Annotated in this window: 19 protein-coding genes; 8 read left to right on the top strand and 11 right to left on the bottom strand. The window is 62.6% G+C overall.

What is annotated here, in order from left to right; genetic code table 11:
• Positions 1-136 precede the first annotated feature (136 nt).
• The 3 genes from K8U03_19735 to K8U03_19725 all read left to right on the top strand — a co-directional run bounded on the left by K8U03_19735 (position 137) and on the right by K8U03_19725 (position 3,698).
• Positions 137-1,486, top strand: coding sequence for an HlyD family efflux transporter periplasmic adaptor subunit (locus K8U03_19735; GenBank protein MCE9607122.1), 1,350 nt, complete (start codon positions 137-139; stop codon positions 1,484-1,486).
• A 31-nt stretch (positions 1,487-1,517) separates the two neighbouring features.
• Positions 1,518-2,282: an SDR family NAD(P)-dependent oxidoreductase gene (locus K8U03_19730; protein ID MCE9607121.1), complete on the top strand. Its 765-nt coding sequence runs from the start codon at positions 1,518-1,520 to the stop codon at positions 2,280-2,282.
• A 147-nt stretch (positions 2,283-2,429) separates the two neighbouring features.
• Positions 2,430-3,698, top strand: a complete 1,269-nt coding sequence (locus K8U03_19725) for a beta-ketoacyl-[acyl-carrier-protein] synthase family protein (protein MCE9607120.1) — start codon at positions 2,430-2,432, stop codon at positions 3,696-3,698.
• Between the two features lies 1 nt (position 3,699).
• On the opposite strand, the gene K8U03_19720 is transcribed toward K8U03_19725, so the two are convergent.
• Positions 3,700-4,350, bottom strand: coding sequence for an RNA polymerase sigma factor (locus tag K8U03_19720; protein ID MCE9607119.1), 651 nt, complete (start codon positions 4,348-4,350; stop codon positions 3,700-3,702).
• A 153-nt stretch (positions 4,351-4,503) separates the two neighbouring features.
• On the opposite strand from K8U03_19720, the gene K8U03_19715 reads away from it, so the two are divergent.
• Together K8U03_19715 and K8U03_19710 are read left to right on the top strand one after the other, a co-directional pair.
• Positions 4,504-5,778: a formylmethanofuran dehydrogenase subunit B gene (locus K8U03_19715; protein MCE9607118.1), complete on the top strand. Its 1,275-nt coding sequence runs from the start codon at positions 4,504-4,506 to the stop codon at positions 5,776-5,778.
• A gap of 94 nt (positions 5,779-5,872) precedes the next feature.
• Positions 5,873-6,163 (top strand): hypothetical protein, encoded by a 291-nt coding sequence (locus K8U03_19710; protein MCE9607117.1) that lies wholly within the window; start codon positions 5,873-5,875, stop codon positions 6,161-6,163.
• 75 nt (positions 6,164-6,238) lie between these two features.
• On the opposite strand, the gene K8U03_19705 is transcribed toward K8U03_19710, so the two are convergent.
• The 7 genes from K8U03_19705 to K8U03_19675 form a co-directional block, all read right to left on the bottom strand.
• The gene (locus K8U03_19705) at positions 6,239-7,159 is read right to left on the bottom strand and encodes a type II secretion system F family protein (GenBank protein ID MCE9607116.1); all 921 of its coding nucleotides are present in this window, start codon (positions 7,157-7,159) and stop codon (positions 6,239-6,241) included.
• A 151-nt stretch (positions 7,160-7,310) separates the two neighbouring features.
• The gene (locus K8U03_19700) at positions 7,311-8,240 is read right to left on the bottom strand and encodes a type II secretion system F family protein (GenBank protein MCE9607115.1); all 930 of its coding nucleotides are present in this window, start codon (positions 8,238-8,240) and stop codon (positions 7,311-7,313) included.
• A gap of 81 nt (positions 8,241-8,321) precedes the next feature.
• Positions 8,322-9,650, bottom strand: a complete 1,329-nt coding sequence (locus tag K8U03_19695) for a CpaF family protein (GenBank protein ID MCE9607114.1) — start codon at positions 9,648-9,650, stop codon at positions 8,322-8,324.
• Positions 9,650-11,008 (bottom strand): hypothetical protein, encoded by a 1,359-nt coding sequence (locus tag K8U03_19690; GenBank protein MCE9607113.1) that lies wholly within the window; start codon positions 11,006-11,008, stop codon positions 9,650-9,652. The genes K8U03_19695 and K8U03_19690 overlap by 1 nt, the downstream gene beginning before the upstream one ends.
• 73 nt (positions 11,009-11,081) lie before the next feature.
• Complete coding sequence (cpaB, locus tag K8U03_19685; protein MCE9607112.1) at positions 11,082-12,233, bottom strand: Flp pilus assembly protein CpaB; 1,152 nt, start codon at positions 12,231-12,233, stop codon at positions 11,082-11,084.
• A gap of 122 nt (positions 12,234-12,355) precedes the next feature.
• Positions 12,356-12,778: a pilus assembly protein gene (locus K8U03_19680; protein MCE9607111.1), complete on the bottom strand. Its 423-nt coding sequence runs from the start codon at positions 12,776-12,778 to the stop codon at positions 12,356-12,358.
• Positions 12,779-12,831: 53 nt separating this feature from the next.
• Entirely contained in the window at positions 12,832-13,419 is a 588-nt protein-coding gene (locus tag K8U03_19675) for an A24 family peptidase (GenBank protein ID MCE9607110.1), read from the bottom strand.
• 511 nt (positions 13,420-13,930) lie between these two features.
• On the opposite strand from K8U03_19675, the gene K8U03_19670 reads away from it, so the two are divergent.
• The 3 genes from K8U03_19670 (at position 13,931) to K8U03_19660 (ending at position 17,641) form a co-directional block, all read left to right on the top strand.
• Positions 13,931-14,263, top strand: a complete 333-nt coding sequence (locus K8U03_19670; protein MCE9607109.1) for a hypothetical protein — start codon at positions 13,931-13,933, stop codon at positions 14,261-14,263.
• A 234-nt stretch (positions 14,264-14,497) separates the two neighbouring features.
• Positions 14,498-16,333, top strand: a complete 1,836-nt coding sequence (locus tag K8U03_19665; protein MCE9607108.1) for a hypothetical protein — start codon at positions 14,498-14,500, stop codon at positions 16,331-16,333.
• Positions 16,334-16,405: 72 nt separating this feature from the next.
• Positions 16,406-17,641, top strand: coding sequence for a hypothetical protein (locus K8U03_19660; GenBank protein MCE9607107.1), 1,236 nt, complete (start codon positions 16,406-16,408; stop codon positions 17,639-17,641).
• Positions 17,642-17,673: 32 nt separating this feature from the next.
• Here K8U03_19660 and K8U03_19655 read toward each other — a convergent pair whose 3' ends face one another.
• The 3 genes from K8U03_19655 to K8U03_19645 form a co-directional block, all read right to left on the bottom strand.
• Positions 17,674-18,597, bottom strand: a complete 924-nt coding sequence (locus K8U03_19655; protein ID MCE9607106.1) for an ROK family protein — start codon at positions 18,595-18,597, stop codon at positions 17,674-17,676.
• The gene (locus tag K8U03_19650; protein ID MCE9607105.1) at positions 18,597-19,793 is read right to left on the bottom strand and encodes a VCBS repeat-containing protein; all 1,197 of its coding nucleotides are present in this window, start codon (positions 19,791-19,793) and stop codon (positions 18,597-18,599) included. The genes K8U03_19655 and K8U03_19650 overlap by 1 nt, the downstream gene beginning before the upstream one ends.
• A gap of 254 nt (positions 19,794-20,047) precedes the next feature.
• Positions 20,048-21,048, bottom strand: a 1,001-nt coding sequence (locus tag K8U03_19645; protein MCE9607104.1) for an amidohydrolase, incomplete at its 5' end; no start/stop codon positions are given.

Genomic DNA, 21,048 nt, shown 5'->3' with positions numbered 1-21,048 from the left:
AAGCACGAATGTCGAAGCTCGAAGAGAATCGTCGAAGCACGGCAGCCGCTATTCGTCCTTCGTGCTTCGTCATTCTTTCGTCATTCGGATTTCGACCTTCGTCATTCCACGCGGCAAAGTCGGGAGAAGTCACCAAATGAAATGGACAATCGTCGCGCTCATCGTAGTCCTCCTCCTCGCCGTGGCCGCCTGGTCCGGCATGTCTTCCGGCACGGTCGTGCAGTGCGCCGCCGTGGCCCCTGCTCCGATCCGGGAGTTCGTCGACGAGCAGGCTCAGACGCGGTTGCCCGTAACGCAGCTGATCACGATGCCGTTCGACGGCCGGGTCGAAGCGATCGAGCTCAGCGAAGGTGCCGTGGTGAAGAAGGGGCAAGTCGTCGCGAAGGTCGTGCCGCAAGACCTGCAGCTCACCGTGCAAGACGCTCAAGCGAATATCGATCGGCTTGAATCGTCGATCAAGGAAAGCGGTGACAAGACGGTCGAATCGACGGCCCTCAAGCAATCGCTCGAATACGTCCTGAGCATGCAAGCGACGGTCGCGGCGGCGGCCGCGCGCGTCGAAGCCGGCGAGGCGAAGCTGGATTACGCGAATAAGAACTTCGGCCGAATTCGCACCCTGCGCGAAACCAACAGCGCGAGCGAAGATCAATGGAACAACGCCGAGCTCCAGCGCATCCAAGCCGACGTCGACTTGCGGCAAGATCAACTGGTGCTCAAGGCCCTGCAAAGCATGCTCTCGGCGACGACGCTGGTGCCGACTGTCGTGAAGCAATACATGGATCGCAAAGACCTGACCGTCGCCGTGTTGAAGAACGAACGGGCGCAGGCCGAAGTGAAGCTCGCGCAGCAAGTGCGCGATCGCGACCGGGGCAGCATGCAAAGCCCGATCGACGGCGTCGTGCTCGAACGGCTGGAGACCAACGAACGCCGCCTCGCTCCCGGCACCGTGTTGTTGAAGATCGGCGCACCGGGCCAATTGGAAGTCGAAGCCGATATCTTGAGCCAAGACGTCGTTCGCGTGAAGCCCGAGCAAGGAGTCGAAGTCTATGGTCCGGCGGTCGGCGCGCAGCCGGCTCGGGGCATCGTCGCCGCGATTTATCCCGCCGGCTTTACGAAGGTCAGCTCGCTCGGCGTCGAGCAGCAGCGCGTGAAAGTCATCGTTAGGTTCGCGCCCGGCGAACTGGAACGGATCGAAAAGATGCAAGATCTCGGGATCGGATATCGGGTGCGCGTCCGGATCTTTACGGCCGAAAAACCTCGCACGCTCGTCGTTCCGCGCTCGGCCTTGTTCCGCGGGCCCGATGGTCGTTGGCAGGTCTTCGCCGTGCGCAGCGGGAAGGCGAAGCTCGTCGGCGTCGAGGTCGGGCTGATGAACGATGAGCAAGTCGAAGTCACGACGCCGCTCGCCGAAGGGGAGCTCGTCGTGCTCGCGCCCGAGTCGACGCTAACCGACGGCGCACGCGTCAGCCCGACCAACTCTCAATAAAGCCCATTCCCAATCAGACGGAGTCGCACCGATGCAGATCCAAGATCGATCGTTCGTCGTCACGGGCGGAGCATCGGGCCTCGGCGCGGCTTGCGCGCGGATGCTTGCTGTGGCCGCGGGGCGCGTCGTCGTCGTCGATCGCAATCGTGAGGCCGGCGAAGCGCTCGCGGCCGAGCTCGGCTCCGGGGCGCGTTTCGTCGAGGCCGACGTTGCGGAAGCGGCGCCGTTGAGCGAAGCGCTCGCGACGGCGATCGCGCTAGCTCCCCTCGGCGGCGCGATCGCTTGCGCGGGCATTGCGCCGGCCGCGCGCATCGTCGGCCGCGAGGCGCCGCATGATCTGGCGTTGTTCGAGCGCGTGCTGCGGGTGAATACCGTGGGGACGTTCAATCTCTTGCGCCTCGCCGCGGCCGCGATGACGAAGAACGAGCCGAACGCGGAAGGGGAACGAGGCGTCATCGTTTGCACCGCTTCGGTCGCCGCGTTCGAGGGGCAGATCGGGCAGGCCGCTTATGCCGCGTCGAAGGGAGCCGTCGCGGCGCTCACGCTCCCCGCCGCGCGCGAGCTCGCGAAGTACGGCATCCGGGTCGTTACGATTGCGCCGGGCATCTTCGAGACGCCGCTCCTCGGCGCGATGCCGGAAGAGGTGCGCACGTCACTCGGCGCGCAGGTTCCGTTTCCGCCGCGGCTCGGGAGGCCGGAAGAGTTCGCCGCGCTGGCCCGCCATATCTTCGACAACACGATGCTCAACGGCGAGGTCGTGCGGCTCGACGGGGCGATTCGGATGTCGCCGAAATAGCGGAGCGCTCCCGATCGGATTCTGCCGACGAAAGCGAATGTCGCGGTTGCGCGCTCCGGGCAAACGCTTGTGACTTTCCGATGTGCGGAAGTACGATAAAAAGCTTGCGCCCCCATTGTCTCTTTGTCGTGAGTGAGAATCGCCGCCGTGTCGACGTCGTCCGAGCAAGTCGTCGTAACGGGCCTGGGAGTCGTGAGCCCGATCGGCATCGGCTTAGACTTGTTTTGGTCGTCGCTGATGGAAGGTCGGAGCGGAATTCGGCCGCTCACACTGTTCGATGCGTCGCTCTTGCCGATTCGCTTCGGCGGCGAAGTGCTCGACTTCGACCCGAAGCAACGCGTTCGCCCGCGCAAGAGCTTGAAGGTGATGTCGCGCGATATTCAACTCGCGTTCGCCGCGGCCGATGAAGCTTATACGCAAGCGACGATCGCGGTCGGCGCAATCGATCCCGAACGCTTCGGCGTCGTGTTCGGCAGCGATCTGATTCAGCCCGACCCCATCGAGGCCGCGCTGGGTTATAAGAAATCGACGGTCGACGGCGAGTTCGATTTCACTCGCTGGGGCGAAGTGGCGATGCAGGAGATTTATCCTCTCTGGATGCTCAAGCATCTGCCGAACATGCCGGCGTGCCATATCGGCATCGCGTTCGATGCCCGAGGCCCGAACAACACGATCACGCTCGGTGAGGTATCGAGCCTCTCGGCGATCGGTGAAGCGATGCGCGTGGTCGCGCGCGGGCAGGCCGATCTGATGTTCGCCGGAGGGACCGGAGTGCGCGTGCAGCCGACGTCGATGGTGCGCAACAGCGCGGCCGAGGCGTCGCATCGCAACGACGACCCGGAACATGCGATGCGGCCGTTCGACGCCGAGCGCGAAGGGGAGACCTTCGGCGAAGGGGCCGGTGCGGCGATGTTGGAAAGCCGCCGCTCGGCACAGCGCCGCGGCGCGAACATCCTGGCGCGGGTCGCGGGCTTCGGCAGTGCGTTCGGCCGTGAAAAGCAGGGAGGCGTTACGTCGGTTGCCATCGCGCAGTCGATCGAGCGGGCCCTCGCCGACGCCGAACTCTCGGCCGGCGATGTCGGCTTCGTCTCGGCCCAAGGGCGCGGCACGCGGCGCGACGACGCCGCCGAGGCGCAGGGTATCCGGAGCGTGTTGGGCGACGTGCCGGTCACGGTGCCGAAAAGTTATTACGGCAATCTCGGTTCCGGCGGCGGCGCGGTCGACTTCACCGCGGCCGTGGCGGCTTTGCTCGCAGGGCGCATTCCGCCGACGCTCAACTACACGCACCCCGATCCGGAGTGCCCAGTGGCCGTGGTGCATGGAGCGCCGCAAGCTTTAGAGAAACCGACGGCCCTCATTCTCAGTCAAACGCCGATGGGGCAAGCCGTGGCGATCGTCGTCGTACGCGAAGCGTAGTTTAAGAGGCGTCGTTGCCGGTGAGTTCCGGAAACACGTCGGTCGAAAGGTTCCGGCCGCGGAGCCCATCGCGCAGGCGCGTGAGAAAGTCGAACTTATAGTTCGCGACGTTTTGCTCGGTGATTTCGAGGAGCGCGGCGGTTTCTTTGTTCGACTTGCCGCGCACGAACAGCAGTTCGAGGCAAGCGACTCGGACGTCTTCTCCTTTTTCGCGCCAGCGCGCGAGGGTCTCGCGAAGCACTTCGGCCAGGGCCGCTGCTTCGAGCCCTTTGCGCTCGCCGCTCCGGGCAACGCTGCCGACGGAGCGCGCCAAGTCGGCGGGGTCGAACTCGCCGTCGCTCGATTCGGGCCCCATCGCGAGCGGCATCGTCGGCCTGCGACCTTGGCGGCGTAGATGGTCGGTCAGCTTGTGCGACGCGATGGCGAAGAGATACGTTTCGACGCCGCGCGAAGAATCGTAGTTGGGCAAGCTCAGCAGGAAGCCGACGAACGTCTCTTGCACCACGTCGTCGACGGTCGCGGGATCGCCGAGCCGAGCCCTGACGAACGCCGCCAAGCGCCCTTCGTAGGCGGCGATGAAGTCGTGCCAGGTGCGCGTATCGCCCCGGCGAATCTGATCGATCAACGTCGGTTCGGCGGTTTCGGAACTCATCTGCACGACTACATGCGAAACGGGGTCTTCCGACATTCGGCCTCCGTATTGTCGTTCGGGCAGGTACTATGGACAAGTCGCCGCGAATGGAAAATCATACAGCGTGGCGTTCTTTTTCGTGTTCCGGTATTTCGTGTTCGGGGAGTCGGCGGAGTGGCGAAGCAGGTGTTCGACGATATCGCGTGTACGGTCTGCGGTTGCGTTTGCGACGATCTGCGCGTCGCCGTCGACGACGGACGGATCGCGGTCGTCGAGCCGCGCTGCCGATTGGCCGAAGCGTGGTTTCTGAAACAGAACGTCGCGACGTCGCCGAGCGCAGCCGAGCTGGCCGGAAAGCCCGTCGAGTTGTCGGTCGGCATTGCCGAAGCGGCGAACATCTTGCGCCAAGCGCGCATGCCGCTCATCTACGGACTTGCGCGGAGTAGCACTCCCGGACAGCGCGCCGCGGTGCATTTGGCCGACCGACTTGGTGCCGTGATCGATACGAACGCCTCGACCTGCCACGGCCCTTCGATCGTGGCGCTGCAAGCCGTCGGCGAATCGACGTCGACGCTCGGCGAAGTGCGCAACCGTGCGGACTTGGTGATCTATTGGGGCTCGAATCCGGCGTCGAGCCATCCGCGCCACATGGAGCGCTACGCCGTGGAGCCGCGCGGTCAGTTCGTGCCGGGAGGACGAAAAGATCGAACGCTCGTCGTCGTCGATAGCCGCGCGACCGAGACGGCCCGCGTCGCCGATCTGTTCGTGCAAGTCCGGCAAGGGAGCGATTTCGAAGTTCTCTGGGTGCTGCGAGCGCTGGTGCAAGGGCTCAAGCTCAATGTAGCGGAAGTCGGCGGAGTGCCGATCGGTGTGCTCGAAGACTTGGCAGCCCGTATGAAAGGTTGCCGCACCGGAGTCGTGTTCTTCGGACGAGGCTTGTCGCTCGGGCCGGTCGGGCATGCCGACGTCGAAGCGCTGCTGCGGCTCACGACGGAGCTGAACGCCTATACCCGTTTCTACGCGCGACGCATGCGCATCTACGGCGATGTGGCCGGAGCCGATAGCGTGCTGACGTGGCAGACCGGCTACCCATTCAGCGTGAACTTGGCGCGGGGTTATCCGCGCTATAGCCCGGGCGAGTATTCGGCCGAGGCTTGTTTGTCGCGAGGCGAAGTCGACGCTTGCGTGCTGGTCGGCGGTGAGGGGATTCGTACGTTGTCGGACCGTGCCCGCGCGGCGCTCGAGCGGATTCCGACGATCGTGCTCGACTACGCCTCGGCCGAACGCTTGATGCAGCCGACTGTGCGCTTCACGACCGCCGTGTACGGCATTCACCGCTCGGGCACGGCGTATCGGATGGATGAAGTCCCGATTCCGCTGCGCGGGTTCATGCCGTCGCCGTTGCCGAGCGACGATGAAGTGCTCGACGGAATTCGCGCGGCCCTTTAATCGCGGCCGGCGAGAGATTGCGCTGGACGGCGCAGGCTTTCGGTTATAATCGGGTCGTAGCGTTCGACGAACCAATCTCTTTACGAGCCGAGCCATGACCCTTCTTGAATTTCTCGTCTTGTTGTTGGTCGCGGGCGTTTGCGGCGCGCTGGGGCAGGCGATCAGCGGGTTCTCGCGCGGAGGATGCTTGGTTTCGATCGCGCTCGGTTTCATCGGCGCGCTGCTGGGAAATAAACTTGCGTTCTGGCTCGGATTGCCGGAGCCGTTCATCGTGCAAATCGGCGGTCAACCGTTTCCGATCGTCTCGTCGATCATCGGCGCGACGATCTTCGTCGCCATCATCGGCGTGCTGACCTCGCGCCGCGGGCCGCGTACGCTGGATTGATGCTCGGCAGTTGACGAGTATCGATGCTAAGAGGAACCGGCCGGCTTACACCGGCCGCTCGCCTCGGAGAAGCGCTTAGCTGCCTGCGTTGAACGTGCGGAAGAAGTTGCGCAGTTCGAGCAGAGCCGGACCCCAGAGGATGATCAACGTCGCCGGCGCGAGGCAGAGGACGAGCGGGAACAGGAGCTTGATGCCCGCCTTGCTCGCTCGTTCGTCGGCCGTTTGTCGTTGTCGGGTGCGGATGTCGTCGGCGAAGTCGCGCACGGCTTGCACGACGTTCGAGCCGAGTCGTTCGGTTTGTTGGATGAGGCCCTTAAGAGCGGCCGTTTCCTGAATGTCGATCCGGTCGGCGAACTGACGGAAAGCGTCGCCGAGCGAACCCATCTCGGCCTGACGACGGACGATCTCCAGTTCGGTGCCGAGGTCGGGATGCGCCGCATAGATTTCGCGGCTGACGTTGGCGAGCGAGTCGTTGATGCCGAGGCCGCCGGAGAGGCACATCGTGAGCATGTCGAACGCGTCCGGCAAGCCGCGCCGAATCAGGTCGAGGCGACGACGGACTTGGCCTTTCAAAAACAACCACGGCAAGACGTAAGCCAAAGCGGCGGCGGCGAAACCCCAGACGAGAATCTGCGCCAGCAAGTCGCTTCGTTCCGGGCCGATCATCACCGCCGTCACTGCGGTAAAGAGGACGCACATGATCGAAAGGACGTTGCGCAAGGCAAGAAATTCCGACCGAGCCGACGGCTTGTAGTAGCCCGCCCGTCGCAAGTCGCGGTCGAGAGAATTCTCCGTCGAACCGAGTAGCGGCAACTGCGCAGCCAACGGCCCGGTGAGATCGCCGAAGACCGGCTCGCTCGCCACGTAGGCTTGGCCTGCTTCTCCGGAGAGTTGCGAGGCAAACGTACCGCGCCAGCTCAGCACCAAAGAGCGAATGAGAAACACGCCGGCCGTGAAGATCACGAAGGCCGCGATGGTAATGAGATTGAGATTCATGGGAAGGCCGGAAGAGCGATGACTTAATTTCTAATGAATCGAGAGCTTTTGTTATCGACGGTCGGTGTTTTTAGGTTCGCGAAATCGCAAGCGAGCTTCGATACGGCATGGTTGCTTAATGATTTGCTGACCACTGACCACCGAACACTGTTTAGTATTTGTTTCTTAACAACGCCGTGACCCAGATCAAGCCGATCACTTGCAAGACGACGGCGATGCTGAGCAGCGTCCAACCGCCGGGCAGGTTGAAGAACTGGCCCATGTAGTCGGGCTGGAAGATGATCATGTATGTGAAGACGAGCGGCCCGGCGAGCGCGATGAGGATCGTCGCCATGCGGCTCGAACCGGTTGCGGCTTGGAATTGGCGTTGGTAGCTAAGCCGGTCGCGGATCACGTTCGAGAGTCGTTCGAGCGTCTGCGACAAGTTGCCGCCGGTGCGGCGTTGGACGTTGAGCGCCGTACTGAGAATGCGAAGCTCCATGAGTGGAGCCCGCTTCGTCATCGATTTCATCGCCGCCGGAACGGAGAGCCCCATTTCCAAATGTCGCGACGTGCGGCGCCATTCGACGCCGAGCGGTTCGGGCGTCGACGAAGCCGTGAGCTCGACCGCTTGGTCGAGAGTTTCGCCGGCGCGAACGGCCCGGGCCATCGATTCCATCGAGTTCGGCAATTGCTCGCGAATGTCTTTGATCCGTTGATTGCGGCGATTCACGAAGTAGGCGTAAGGGAGCACGAACCCGAAGACGAAGCCGACGCAAGCGACGGCGATATCGTCGCGCCACATCAACACGGCCCCGCCGAAGACGAGCCCGGAGAGCACCATCGCGAGGAACGCCGCTTCGGGAGCGATTTCGATTCCGCTTTGGTAGATCAAGTCGTTGAACTTTTGATCGATCGCGTCGCTCATGCCGTTAGGCGTTTTCGGATCGCCGGCAAACGGCAACGTCGACAACGTCACCTTCTCGGGCTCATCCGCGGCGCTCTTCTCGGCTGCGGCGTTCATGTCGCGCACGATCAGGTAAACCGCCGCGCCGATGAGCACGACGAGCAACGCGAAATAAAGGAGCAGCGTGGTATCCATGAGCGATTCGTCGTCTTAGGTTCTTGATTTGGTCTTGGCCGGCGATCGGCGATTCTCGTTCGTTCGCGAGTCGTCGGGAAACTATTGCTTCCAGCGGCGAGGCAGGAACAGGCTGTCGTTCAAGGAGACGCCGGCCGCTCGCATGCGGGTGAGACATTTCGGCTTGTAGCCGGTCGCGAAGAATTCGCCGACGGCGGTTCCTTCGGCATCGACTCCGGTTTGCTCGAAGCCGAAGATATCTTCCAGCACGTACTGTCCATCTTTGATGCCGACGATTTCCGAGACCTGCATGATGCGCCGCGGCCCGCCCTTCAAGCGCGAACCATGGACGACGAGGTTGATGCCTGCGGCGGCGTATTGGCGAATCACGGAGATCGGCAACTCGACGCCGGTCATCGCGACCATCATTTCGAGACGAGCGAGCGCGTCGCGCGCCGTGTTGGCGTGGATCGTGGTCATCGAGCCTTCGTGGCCCGTGTTCATGGCTTGGAGCATGTCCCAAACTTCGGGACCGCGGACTTCGCCGACGATGATGCGATCGGGCCGCATACGCAAACTGTTGCGGACGAGATCACGCTGCGTGACGGCACCGATCCCTTCCGTGTTCGCCGGACGGGTTTCCATCCGAATGCGGTGGCGATGTTGCAGGATAAGTTCCGCCGAGTCTTCGATCGTCACGAGGCGTTCCCCTTCGGGAATGTATCGCGAGAAGGCGTTGAGCAAGGTCGTCTTACCGGCACCGGTACCGCCGGAGAAGAGGACGCTGCAGCGGGCGGCGATGGCGGCCGAAATGAATTCGACCATCTCCGGCAACACCGAGCCGTAGCGCAGCAGGTCTTCGATCTTCAGCGGATCGGTACCGAAACGACGAATGGATACCGCAGGGCCGTCGAGCGCGAGCGGCGGGATCACCGCGTTCACACGGGAGCCGTCGGGCAGACGAGCATCGACCATCGGGCTCGATTCGTCGATCCGGCGACCGAGCTTGGCGACGATCTTCTGAATGATACGGATCAAGTGCTGGTCGTCGGCGAACACGACGTCGGTCAACTCCAAGCGTCCGCGGCGTTCGATATAGATCGTCTTCGCGTCGTTGACGAGGATATCGGTGATCGTCGGGTCTTTGAGAAGCTTCTCCAACGGGCCGAAGCCGAAGATCTCGTCCATCAACTCGTCCATGAGACGGTTGCGGTCGATCTTCGACAGGTCTTTGCGGTTGCCGAAAGCCGTGGTCGCCATCGTGCGGACTTCGTCCGACAACTGCTGGCGATTCACGCGCGTGATCTTCGACAGATCGAACGACTCGACGAGTTGTTCGTGCAGCGAAGACTTAACGCGTTGGAATTCGTGTTCCGTGGCGTCGATGACGCGCGGCGCTTGGGAAGTGAAGATGGTCGGCGTATTGATCATTACTGAGTAAGCTCCAGTTTTCCGATCCAAGGATTCGGATTCATGTTGGCGGTCGTCACCGCTTGACTGCTGACGAGCGTGGTCGGTTGAACCACGAGTTCCCAAGTTTCAGACTGTGCATTCGTTTGCGTCGCCACAGGTCGGCGGACGGCGACGATCCGACCGGCGGCGAAACCGACGATCGCACACGAGGCGTCGTCGCTGCCTGCTTCGGCCAGCGGCCAGGCACGCGAGCTGCCGACGATGTCCATCAGGGCATACGGCATTTCATTCGGCAGCGCCGGCAACACCGGAACGACGATCGCCCCTTGTTGCACGACGAGTTGTCCGGAGAACTGACGGAGATCATCCGCCGAGAGACCGTCGCGGCAGCGAACCTGCCAAACGTTCAGCGTCTTCGCCGGCGTGTTGGTTCCGATGTCGGGCACGGAGTACAAATCCATCGCACGACACCAAGCCGGCGGCGGCGAAGCGAGCGAAGCGTCTGCGGCGGAAGGTTTGTCGGTGGAAGGTTTCGCGTCGGCTTCGGCTCCGCTTGCTTGCGTATCGGCGTCGTTGCCGTCGGAAGCTTTCTTCGCTCCGGTCGAAACGAGGACTTCCGGGATTCCATCGGGCCCGGCGAGAACTTCGCCGGTCTGATAGTTCACCGTGTAGCGATCGTTGACGTTGGTCGCTCGGGCCGTGGCTTGCTTCATCCACGAATCGTAGTCGGCGACCAACGGCATGACCGGCACCTTCACGCCCGGCTCCGGACGGAAGCCGGCGATCCGGCGATCGAGGGTCGCTTGCGCACTTGAGGCGGCATCGCTCGACAACATGCCGGTGAGAGCGCCCAAGAACAGCGTTACTTTGTTATAGGTGTTCAGCTTGAGTCGCGCGACGACGCGCACCGTGTTCAAGCCCTTCGCTTGCTTGATGTCGAGCGGCAAGGCAATCGCTTGGCCGGCGAGCGCGAGCGGCTCGATGCTGCCGACGACGATATCGCCCAGCGGAGCGTTATCGAGATTCGATGCGAGCTCGACGACACGCCCATCGACGGAGTTCGACCGAGCCGTTTGCCGAGCCGATTCACGGGCGGCGAGGATGTCGTCGCGCTGGTCGGGATAGCCGGCGAGAAAGCCTTCGTCGAGCAGTTCCGTCGCTCCGGCGAGTGCCGAAGCTTGGCAGACGGCGCGCAGCTGGGCTTGCATTTGCGAAAGCCGCGAGACGTTCAATCCGATCGCCAGGAACCCGGCGAGGAACACCAACATCATGAGCATCAGGCCCGAGGCGAAGCCGCTGCGCAACCGGCGCGCAGCGATCGAGGTCGACTTACGTCGCCTCGAGTTACGCTGCGGTTGGATGCGGATCGGATTCATGGCTCGAAGGTGCGCGGGTCGCGAGGTCGGTGGCTGAGACGAACGAAGCGAGAAGCGAGCGGAGGCGGAACGACTAGCGACCGTAGAAACGGCGGCCGCCGTCCATGTTGTCGAACTGTCCCGAGTTGCCGAAGCCGTTGTTGATGATCCGCGGCGAGGGGCTGAAGGTCTTGTCGTCCGAGCCGTTCGTGGCGGGTTCTTGGGCGGCAGGAACCTTGGCCGGAACCGGGAACGGAGTCGACGGTGCGATGCCGGGAATCAAGCTGACTTCTTCACGGATGACTTTGTCGTTCTGGTAATGCACGTTCTGCCGCGACCAACCTCCTCGAAAGATTTCGATCTTGTCGAGGCCTGCGATCGAGGCGTTCTTGATGCCGAGGACGCTTTCGAGCGTGTACTTGTTCGGCGTCGCGCTGCTTTGCCCTTGCGGAGCCGGAGGAGCACCGCTCGCACCTTCGTTGCGAAGCGACAGCGACATATCGCCTTGACCGATCACCGCCTTGAGTACGTTCGCTTGATCCGGCGAGACGGCGATCGTCACGCTGACGACTCCGGCCCCTTGATAGTTGCTGCCGTAGCCTTTGCCGATGCTCGCGGAGTTGATGTCGCGAACGTCGACGTTCTCTTCTTCTTGACCGCGGCGAGCGGCCATATCGATCCGACCGACGGACAAGACTTCGACGTTTTCCAAGAGCGTGACCGTCGTGGCCGGAATTTCCGGACGATCGTTCGCGAGATCGGCGGCCCGTTTGCGAGCGCGGAACAGAATATCGACGAAGCTTCCTTCGACGGTCGAGCCGCCGACGGCGTTCAGGTTGTCGATCGCGATCGTCACGGCGCGCATGCCCGGCTTGAGCTTGTCCGACAACTTCGGACCGGTCCCTTGGGCATACATGTTCACGGTGAGAAACGGATCGCCGGGCTTCATCTCTGTTTGCAGGATCCGGCCGATGATTTGGCTGGAATCGAGCATGACTTGCTCGAGGTTGTATTTACGGTTCCGCATGTCTTCGCCCGTCATCGGCAAGAGCACCATATCACCTAAGGTGATCTGGCGTCCGGCCGGAATGGCGACCGATGCGATCGGCACCGGAATGGTTTTCGGCGGCGGCGGCGGTTCGACTTCCGGCTTGGTCAGCGCGGCCCGCAAAGCGTAGGCGCCGACGAGTCCGAACAACACGGCGAAAATGGCAACGGTCATCGTGCCGGTACTGATACGAGCCATAACATCAACCTCTTTAACAAGACTTAAGAGCCGTTTAATGCACTTCGGCGAGATTCCGCTTCGCCGTCAATTTCAATGGAAGCAACCCAATCCGACAGTTCACGTTCGTAGCGTTTATTTCATTATTCTTTTCGCATGACCGACTGCGCGACGATCGTGCGGCTCCCCAACGCGAAGCCGATGATCCCGAGCATGTCGGGAGCGGCGGCCTTCATGGGCACCGAGACGGTCACGCAGACTTCATTCGCGTTCGGCAGATCGCGCCGGACGTTGACGGCATAGCTTTTCACCAGCGCCGTGCGATCGAGCGTGCGCTCGATGCTCCGCCGGATCGCGCTATCGTCGGCTCCGCGAAACGATGCAGTACGGCAACCGGCCGCAGCCGCTTCTTCCACGCGCCGACCCGACGACCACAACATGCCGAACTCGACGGACGCAAAAATGAGCGCCAGCAGAATCGGCAAGACGAAAATGAGCTCCATGCTCAGCACGGCGCCCAAGCGGCGACGTTGACGAGAACAAAGCGGTATTTTTCGACGTTTCATAACCCACTTCCGACATCGGAGACCGACGAACTCGTTGCTCGACACGACGAAGCTTATTCACCGAGCCAATGCGAACGGAGCGACCAAGCCAAGACCATCCACGAGGCCAAAGCGACCGGCACGCCGTAGGGCATGAGTCGCCGACGTAGTTTGTGTTGCGTCGCCGCGGCTTCGCGGCTGAGGCCGCGGCGCTTGGCGTCGTCTTCGTTTTGCGAGCTCATATACCGACGACGCACGTTCCAAGCGCCGGTGTTGATCATTTGCCAGGCCAACACGCCGACGCTGAGAATCAACACGAAGATCGTGCTGACGAAGAACAGGATCAGCGTTTGCGTCGGACCGAACCACGCGCCGAGCGCACCCATCAGTTTGACGTCGCCCGCGCCGCCGCCGCCGATGAGCCACAAGACCAATAAGATTCCGAAGCCGACGGCGAAGCCTTCCAAGGCGGTCAGCAGGCCGATGCCCGCTCCGCGCCAACCATCGGCGAACGCGCCGGTCGCCAGCTGATACACCAGCGCCGCCGCGAAGCAGGAGACGGTGAGCTTATTGGGGAGCTTTTTCGTGCGATAGTCGCAGATCGCTGCACCCAGGGTAAACAAAACAACGGCGATGATTCTGATTAGTTCCGCGGTAGTCACGGTGATGTTGTCCTAACGTGAAAAACTTGCGCAATCGGTGCGCATTCTCGTCGACTCACCAAGAACTTAGGTCGCAGTTGAGATGGGTCAAACCGGAACGGAGCCATTTACGAGCCGAATCCGCGGTAGTCCGGTGCGGTTACTACGTGCGCGATCGCCTTAACCCTGCGAGCCGTTACGATCGTCATCGGCCGCACCCCGCGCGACCGTCGCCCGCACGCCACGCATGATGCCGAGCGACGACGGCGCGCCGCTGCGCCTGTGGCGAGACGGCAACATCGCGGCACCTGCGTAGCTTCTTGCATAGCGCTCACGCCGCGCGCCTGCGAATTTTTTAACTCGTTATGCGGCGAAGAGTTCGACTCGCGCACGAACCCGTATTTCCGCCTCTGCGCAACCGCTTCGGCACACCCTCTGCTTTAGTTCTCCTTCGTCATCGCAACCAGCGAGACCGCCAGTCACGAGGCGAACACAACATTCAGATGTGCGAAAGCACGAAGGAATCACCGCTATGAAGACCATCATCAATCGCTTGTGGGCCGAACAAACGGGTGCCATCGTTTCCGCCGAAGTCATGCTCGTCGCCACGATTCTCGTGCTCGGCGTCATCGTCGGTTTGAAGAGCGTCCGCGATTCCGTCGTCACCGAACTCGCAGACGTCGCTCAGGCCGTCTCCAACGTCAACCAGAGCTACTGCTACTCCGGTGTCTCCGGCCACGCGGCCTCCAGCGGCGGCGGACACTATCAAGATCAGGCCGACTTCTGCGACAACGGCAACAGCAACGACAACTGCCCGACCGCCAAGTGCGTCAACGTCGCCGCTTGGGCCGGTTCGGAGAGCTAAGCGGAACGCAACGATTGCTCCGCCTCGAACCATCGCTCTCGCCGCTCGCACTCCCCTCGACCTCGCGTCCTGGGGACACGAATCACTCTCCTCCCCCGGTTGGCCGACGCCTCCGCCTTCTCTCAAGGCTGCGGAGGCGTCGGCGTTGTTTTCTTCCCGACGGCAAACTCGGAACTATGTTTGCTTGTCGTCGAACCAGACGAACCGTCACCGCACTCTAGCGCAAGAAGTCTTATGAGCATCGAGACAGAGCTTCCCGCCGGCAACGTCGACACCCAGACCAAAGCCCCGACCAAAGCCCCGTTCGTCGAACCCGTTTTAATCCCGGTGCTCGACGCTCGCTGGGCCTTGACCCTCAGGCATGTCGCGATCACCGCTGCGTTTTGCGGACTGTTCGTGTTTCTGAATCACATGCCGCTACGAGGCACCGATCTGTGGGGCCATCTCGTGTGGGGCCAAGAGATCATCGCCGAGCGCGCCGTGCCGACTCGCGATGGGATGCAACCCTTGAGCGACGGCATGCGCGTCGTCGATATGAGCTGGCTCTCGCAAGTCATCTATGCAAGCGTCTTGAACCTCGGCGGGCCCGAAGCCTTGGTCGGATTGTTCACCGCAGTCGTCTTCGCGACCTACTTGCTGATCGCCAGAATCTGCTTCCTGCTCACGCGCAATGCAGGCCTGAGCACCGCATTAACCGCCGCGGCGCTCGGCGTCGGCTGGAATCGCATCAGCACGATCCGTCCCGAGAACTTTGCGATCTTCCTGTTCGTGACGTTGCTGTGGTTGCTCGTCGAGCGCCGTATGCGCCGCGACGATTCGATCCGTGCCGACGACACGCGCGGCGATTGGAAAGTGTGGCTCGGCATTCCCGTCCTCTTCGCCCTCTGGGCCAACCTACACGGTTCGTTTGCGATCGGCGTCGCGTTGCTCGGTTGCGATTGGCTCGGTCGGCTCATCGAAGTCGCTTGGCACGAGCGCTCGCTTCGCGCTACGTTCGCCGATCGCGAAGGCCGCCGCTTGCTCTACTGGACCGAGCTGGCCGCGATCGCCGTCCTCGTGAATCCGTATACGATCGACGCCTGGATCGAAGCGCTCCGGTTCTCGTCGAACGCCAATCTTCGCGACGTGCTCGAATGGAATCCGCTCCAGTTGCTCGGCGTCGGCGGAATCGAATTCGCCCTCTCGTGCGTGGCCGCGGTCTGCGTGTTGCGGCATAGTCGCCGCTCGTTGAGCCCTGCCGATGTGCTCATGTTGGGCCTGTTCGGCTTGGCCGCATTGCTGCAAGTGCGCATGACCGGTTGGTTCGCCGTGGTTTGGGTCGTCACGCTCGCTCCGCATTTCGCCGACGTACTCGCTCGGATCGTCACCCGTCGTGAAGCCGCCGCAGAGAACACCGCTGCAGAGAACACTGGCGCGACGGTCGCTCACGCCGAGCACGATCTCGACGAGGTCGCTCCGCTTCCTGCCGGACGTTCCTATCGCTACACGCTCGCGTGTGCCGGTCTGATCTGGATCGCCTTCGCGTTCTCGACGTTCAGCCGTCCGCTGCTCGGCGGCACGCCGCGCACTCCGCAAGCTCTCTTCGGCGAACAGATGCCGCTCAACCTCACGACCTGGCTCGTGAAGAATCCGCCGCAAGGGCAAGTCTTCAATCCGCAGTATTGGGGCGATTGGATCGGCTGGGCCGGACCGAAGCCGATCGCGCTCTTCGCCGACACGAACATGCACCTCACTCCGCCGACGGTATGGCGCGATTATCGCCGCATCTTCGAATCGCAAAACGGTTGGGAAAACGCTCTCGATCGCTACGACGTGAAGACGCTGATCGTCGATCGGGTCGCACAGCCCGGCGCAGTTCGTGCGCTTCGCACTTCCGCCGATTGGATCCTCACCTACGAAGATCCGCAAGCGATGGTCTATCGTCGTAAGTCGACCCGACCGACCGCTCCGACGACCGAACCGACACCAGCCGCCGTAACAACTCCCACCGCTGCGGCAGCGACTTCGCCTGTCGCGATCGTTCCGGTTCCCGTAGCCGCTCCTTCGGCGACCAAACCGAAAGCCGAATAACCCGACGACCTGCATCGCTTCCGTCTCGCTAAGTCTCGACTCTCTCGTTCTCTTCAACCCACGCGTATCGCCATGACTTCAGCACCCGCTTCGACGTATTCGTCGGTCCGTAGTTCGGGCTTTGCGAACTTCCTGCTCATTCAGCTGGCGATCCTCTCGGTCGGCACGGCTTGGGGAGCGACGCGCTGGAAGCAGCAGAGCCTCGAGCGCGCCATGCCGCTTCTGCGCAGCGAGCCGATCACGGTTCGGCCGATCTTCGATTACCCGGTCGTCGTAAGCGACGAGCAGCTGCGCAACTCGTTGCTGAAGCTCCGCCCGAAGAAACAAGGAGCGAAGACGAAGTTGAACCACGTCGATCATGCGCTTCGCTTCTGGACCGCGCAGGCCAAGTTCAAAGATCCCGCTTATTTCTCGGGCGAAGAACTGCGCGGCATCCTGACCGACAACCGCAAGTTCGTCGACCTTTACGGGCCGAAGCAACCGCCGCTGCTCATCGACGCTCCGTACGGCGTGAAGGTTCGTCTGCAAGAAGGCAACGCCACGGCGAGCCACGCCGATCATACGGTCGCCGGGCTTTCCGAAGTCGGCACGCCTCTTAATTTCCCGGTGATCACTCCGAACCGTCGCACGAGTTATCGCGCGATGGTCGACGAAGCTCTGCACGACTTCAGCCTCAACCAAGTCGAATACGAATGGTCGGCGCTGACGATGATCGCGTTCTTGCCGCCCGTCAAATCTTGGACGACGACCGAAGGCCAACGCATTTCGTTCGACGATCTCGCCGCTCGGATCATGCGTGAAGAACAGCCTCGCGGCGTTTGCTTCGGCAACCATCGCTTGTATACGCTGACGATGTTCTTGCGCGTCGACGACGAGCATCATGTGCTGAGCCCCGAGACGCGCATTCGCGCAATCGCTTACTTGATGAGCCAAACCGCGACGCTCGTGCAACACCAACACTCCGACGGCTATTGGGACGGCAAATGGCCGCTGCGTCCCGCGGCCGGCGACGGCAAGGATAGCGCTACCGGCGACAGCGTAACCGACCGTATTCTCGCCACCGGCCACGCGCTGGAATGGTGGGCGATGGCGCCGATCGAATGTCATCCTCCGCGCGAAGTTCTCGTGAAGGCCGGACAATGGATGGTGCGGACGATCGAAAACCTGACGCCCGAGCAAGCCGATACCTACTACACTTTTCTGACGCACGCAGGCCGCTCGCTCGCGCTCTGGCGCGGCAAGTTGCCGAACGAAGTGGAGTTGAACGAAGTCGTTCCCGCGCCGGAAAAGAAAGTCGTCGTGAAGTAGTTCGCTCGAGATGAGTGAAGCATCGAGGCGAGCTAAGCCTTGCCGATGCGCACCAACTGCGCCGCGCCGACGATTCCCGCTCGATTCCCGAGCGTCGCACGAACGACATCGGTCGACCCGCGCGGATTCATCACGGCACCGTCGATCGCTTGCCGCGCCGCGCCGGCGAACAACTCGAAGTGGTCGTCGATGATGCCGCCGCCGAGAATCAAGCGCTCGGGCAACAGCGTATGCTGGATCGACCAGACGGCCGTATAGGTCGCGCGCAGCGCCCGTTCGACGATGTCGCGCGCCGTCGGATTCCCCTCGGCAAACGCTGCGAACACGCGTCGCGCATCGCCGATCCCCGCCGTGGCTCCGGCCGCCGAGATCGCGGTGCCCGACGCGATCGACTCGAAGCACCCGCGCAGGCCGCAGTAGCACAGCGGGCCGTTCGGATCGACCGGCACATGGCCGATCTCGGGATGCGTCTCCATCGCGCCACGATAGATGCGCCCATCGAACAGCGCACCCGACCCGACGCCGGTGCCGTAGGTAATCATCACGACGCTGCGCCGGCCGGCCCCTGCTCCGAAGTACGCTTCGCCGACGGCTGCCGCATCGGCGTCGTTTTCCAACACGGCCGGCAAGCCGAACTCGCGCCGCAGCGGCGAGACGATCTCGACTCCGTCCCAGGTCGGCAGCGTATGCGGATTGTCGATCGTTCCGCGCCCGGGATGCACCGGCCCGGCACACCCGACGCCGACCCCTTCGAGCACTTGCCGTGTCCGGCCGGCTTGCGCTAGGCAGCCGTCGATCGCCGCGACGATGCGCGCGACTCCGCGCTCGAACCCGGCCGCCGCTTCGGTCGGAAAGGAAATTTCCGCGACGATCTCTCCCGCTCGGTCGACCAAGCCGACCCCGATTTTCGTGCCGCCGATATCGACGCCGGCGGCCCAGTTCGGCTCGACCGTCACTACTCGCGCACCTGATTAAAGTAGAATGTCCCCTTTTTGTTGGAGACGGCGATGTCGAGCAGGCCGTCGCCGCTGACGTCGCGCATTTCGAATTGCGTGCCGATGCCGCTGTCGTCGTCGATCTGGTGCTTCGTCCAAGTCGGCTTGCCCGCTTCGCGCTTCAACTCGAACCACGCGAGCACGGCCGGAGCCCCCGGGTCGACGTCTCCCTTAGGGCCGTGCGCCCAGTACCGCTTGCCGGTCACGAAGTCCATCAGGCCGTCGCCGTTCAGGTCGACGAAGCAGACGGCGTGCGTTTGCGAAAAGCTCTTGTCGATGTCGTGCGTCTTCCAACCTTCCGGCGTCTGCTCGTGCCACCACATGCCGAGCTGATGGGCCGCGGTCGAGAGAACGTCGGCATCGCCGTCGCCGTCGAAATCGTAGACGAACATCTGCGCTGCGGCGCCGCCGAGCTTCGCCTCGGTGAACTTCCAAGGCCCTTCGCTCCCCTTGCTCTCCGGAGCTTTCCACCAGCCGTTGGGGGTGACGAGGTCGGCGATCTTATCGCCGTCGATGTCGCCGATGCCGAAGCCGTGGTAGAACCGATTCGCCATCGGAACCCCCTTCTCCGACACCGCCGCGAGCTTCCACTTCGCGAGCGGATCGGCATCCGGCCGAGCGATCGCAATGTATTTCTCCGGACCGTCCGACGCCTTCGGGTCGGCCGAGGTGCCGAGCACGAACTCGCGCTTGCCGTCCCCATCGACGTCGAGATAGTCGGGGCTCTCGTTGTTCGTCACGTCGGCGACGACGTGCCGAGCCCAAGGCCGTTCGGCCCCCTTCGGGTTCTCCAGCCATACGGTCGCAGTGCCGGGAAACTCGACGACCATGATGTCGTCCCAGCCGTCTTTGTTGAAGTCGTCGGTAAAGGCCTGGAAGCATTTGCTGTAGCTATGCGGATCGAACTCGCGCGCCTGTTCGCGAATCGGCACGAGCTTCCAATCCGGCGCGGCGTAGTAGCCCTCGCCGTGGCCGATGTCGAGCTTGCCGTCTTTGTTGAAATCGCCGACGGCCACCCCTTCGGCGCGGAACTTCGTGTCGAGCTGCGTCTTCTTGAACGAGATTTTGGGCGCCGGCTTCTCTTGCGCCTCCGCTGCGGAAGCGGCACCCAAGCCGAGCACTAGAGCCAACGTGAAACGGGAGAGGGTGCGAGTCATCGGCGGGAACTCCTTCAAGCGGCGGGATAAAGAGGGCTGCGAGCGACGATCAGCATAAATCGGGGAGCGGCGCGATGCCAGCGGCCGGCCTGTTTTCGCCAACGGAGCTGAGCCACATCCTTAGCTTCCCAGCGTGCCACTGGCTTCCAGCCAGTGTCCGGCATTGCGTGCTGCAGCAAATAAGAACCAGACACGGGGCAAGATGCCCGTGGCACGCGCAGAGGCTAAGGATGTGGCTCAACCCAAACGTGAAATCACTTGCCGACGACTGCACGCACTTTGTCGCGATACTTGCGGGCCTCGGCGAAGATCGATTTCGGGTCGAGCGTCTTCGGCACTCGATCCTCGATCACGACTTTGCCCCCGACGACGACGGTTTGCACATCGCTCGCCTTCACCGTGTAGGCGAGGTGCGAATAGACGTCGTAGAGCGGGACCTCGTGGGCGGCGTCGAGGTCGATGACGATCACGTCGGCCTTCTTGCCGACTTCGAGCGAGCCGATTTCGTCGTCCATGTGAATCGCTCGGGCTCCTTCGATCGTCCCCATCGCCACGGCCTCGCGAGCCGAAACGACCGTAGCGTCGAGCGTCGCCACTTTGTGCAGCTTGGCCACGGTGTCGATCTCGCCCCACATGTCGAGGTCGTTGTTTGATGAAGCGCCGTCGGTGCCGAGCGCTACCGGAATCTTGAGCTCGAGCATCTTCGGAACCGGCGCGATGCCGGAGGCGAGCTTCATATTCGATTGCGGATTGTGCACCACGCCGACGCCGTGCTTCTTGAGCGTCAACAGTTCGGCGTCGGTCGCCCAGACGACGTGCTTCGCGATCAGATTCGGCCCGAGCACTCCGAGTCGATCGAGATGCTCGATCGGCGTCGCTTTGTAGCGCTCCTGCATCGTGGCGAGCTCGGCCTTCGTCTCCGAGACGTGAATGATGATCGGCACTCCGTGATCGGCCGCGAGCTTCGCCGCGGTTTGCAGATGCTCGGGCGAAACGGTGTACGGCGCGTGCGGCGCCACGGCCGGTGTGATCAGCGGATGACCTTTCCACTGCTTCAGGAACTTTTGCATACCCGCAACCGATTCGTCCCAGGTCTTGAAGTCGGGTGCGGGGAAGTCGAGCATCGCCTGACCGATGACGCCCCGCATGCCGGCCTTCGCGGTTTCGTCGGCCACGGCGTACTCGAAGTAGTACATGTCGACGTACGTCGTGGTGCCGCCGAGGAGCATTTCTAAGAGCGCGAGCCGAGTGCCGG

The sequence above is a fragment of the Planctomycetia bacterium genome (genome assembly GCA_021413845.1).
GTDB lineage: Bacteria > Planctomycetota > Planctomycetia > Pirellulales > PNKZ01 > PNKZ01.
The sequence above is the reverse complement of the archived record's forward strand: the minus strand, read 5'-3'. Positions and strand labels throughout refer to the sequence as shown.

Bases quoted from the DNA above. Each gene is read 5' to 3' on its own strand.
- K8U03_19735 (MCE9607122.1), top strand. From the start codon at position 137: ATGAAATGGACAATCGTCGCGCTCATCGTAGTCCTCCTCCTCGCCGTG.
- K8U03_19730 (MCE9607121.1), top strand. From the start codon at position 1,518: ATGCAGATCCAAGATCGATCGTTCGTCGTCACGGGCGGAGCATCGGGC.
- K8U03_19720 (MCE9607119.1), bottom strand. From the start codon at position 4,350: ATGAGTTCCGAAACCGCCGAACCGACGTTGATCGATCAGATTCGCCGG.
- K8U03_19710 (MCE9607117.1), top strand. From the start codon at position 5,873: ATGACCCTTCTTGAATTTCTCGTCTTGTTGTTGGTCGCGGGCGTTTGC.
- K8U03_19705 (MCE9607116.1), bottom strand. From the start codon at position 7,159: ATGAATCTCAATCTCATTACCATCGCGGCCTTCGTGATCTTCACGGCC.
- K8U03_19700 (MCE9607115.1), bottom strand. From the start codon at position 8,240: ATGGATACCACGCTGCTCCTTTATTTCGCGTTGCTCGTCGTGCTCATC.
- K8U03_19695 (MCE9607114.1), bottom strand. From the start codon at position 9,650: ATGATCAATACGCCGACCATCTTCACTTCCCAAGCGCCGCGCGTCATC.
- K8U03_19690 (MCE9607113.1), bottom strand. From the start codon at position 11,008: ATGAATCCGATCCGCATCCAACCGCAGCGTAACTCGAGGCGACGTAAG.
- cpaB (MCE9607112.1), bottom strand. From the start codon at position 12,233: ATGGCTCGTATCAGTACCGGCACGATGACCGTTGCCATTTTCGCCGTG.
- K8U03_19680 (MCE9607111.1), bottom strand. From the start codon at position 12,778: ATGAAACGTCGAAAAATACCGCTTTGTTCTCGTCAACGTCGCCGCTTG.
- K8U03_19670 (MCE9607109.1), top strand. From the start codon at position 13,931: ATGAAGACCATCATCAATCGCTTGTGGGCCGAACAAACGGGTGCCATC.
- K8U03_19665 (MCE9607108.1), top strand. From the start codon at position 14,498: ATGAGCATCGAGACAGAGCTTCCCGCCGGCAACGTCGACACCCAGACC.
- K8U03_19660 (MCE9607107.1), top strand. From the start codon at position 16,406: ATGACTTCAGCACCCGCTTCGACGTATTCGTCGGTCCGTAGTTCGGGC.
- K8U03_19650 (MCE9607105.1), bottom strand. From the start codon at position 19,793: ATGACTCGCACCCTCTCCCGTTTCACGTTGGCTCTAGTGCTCGGCTTG.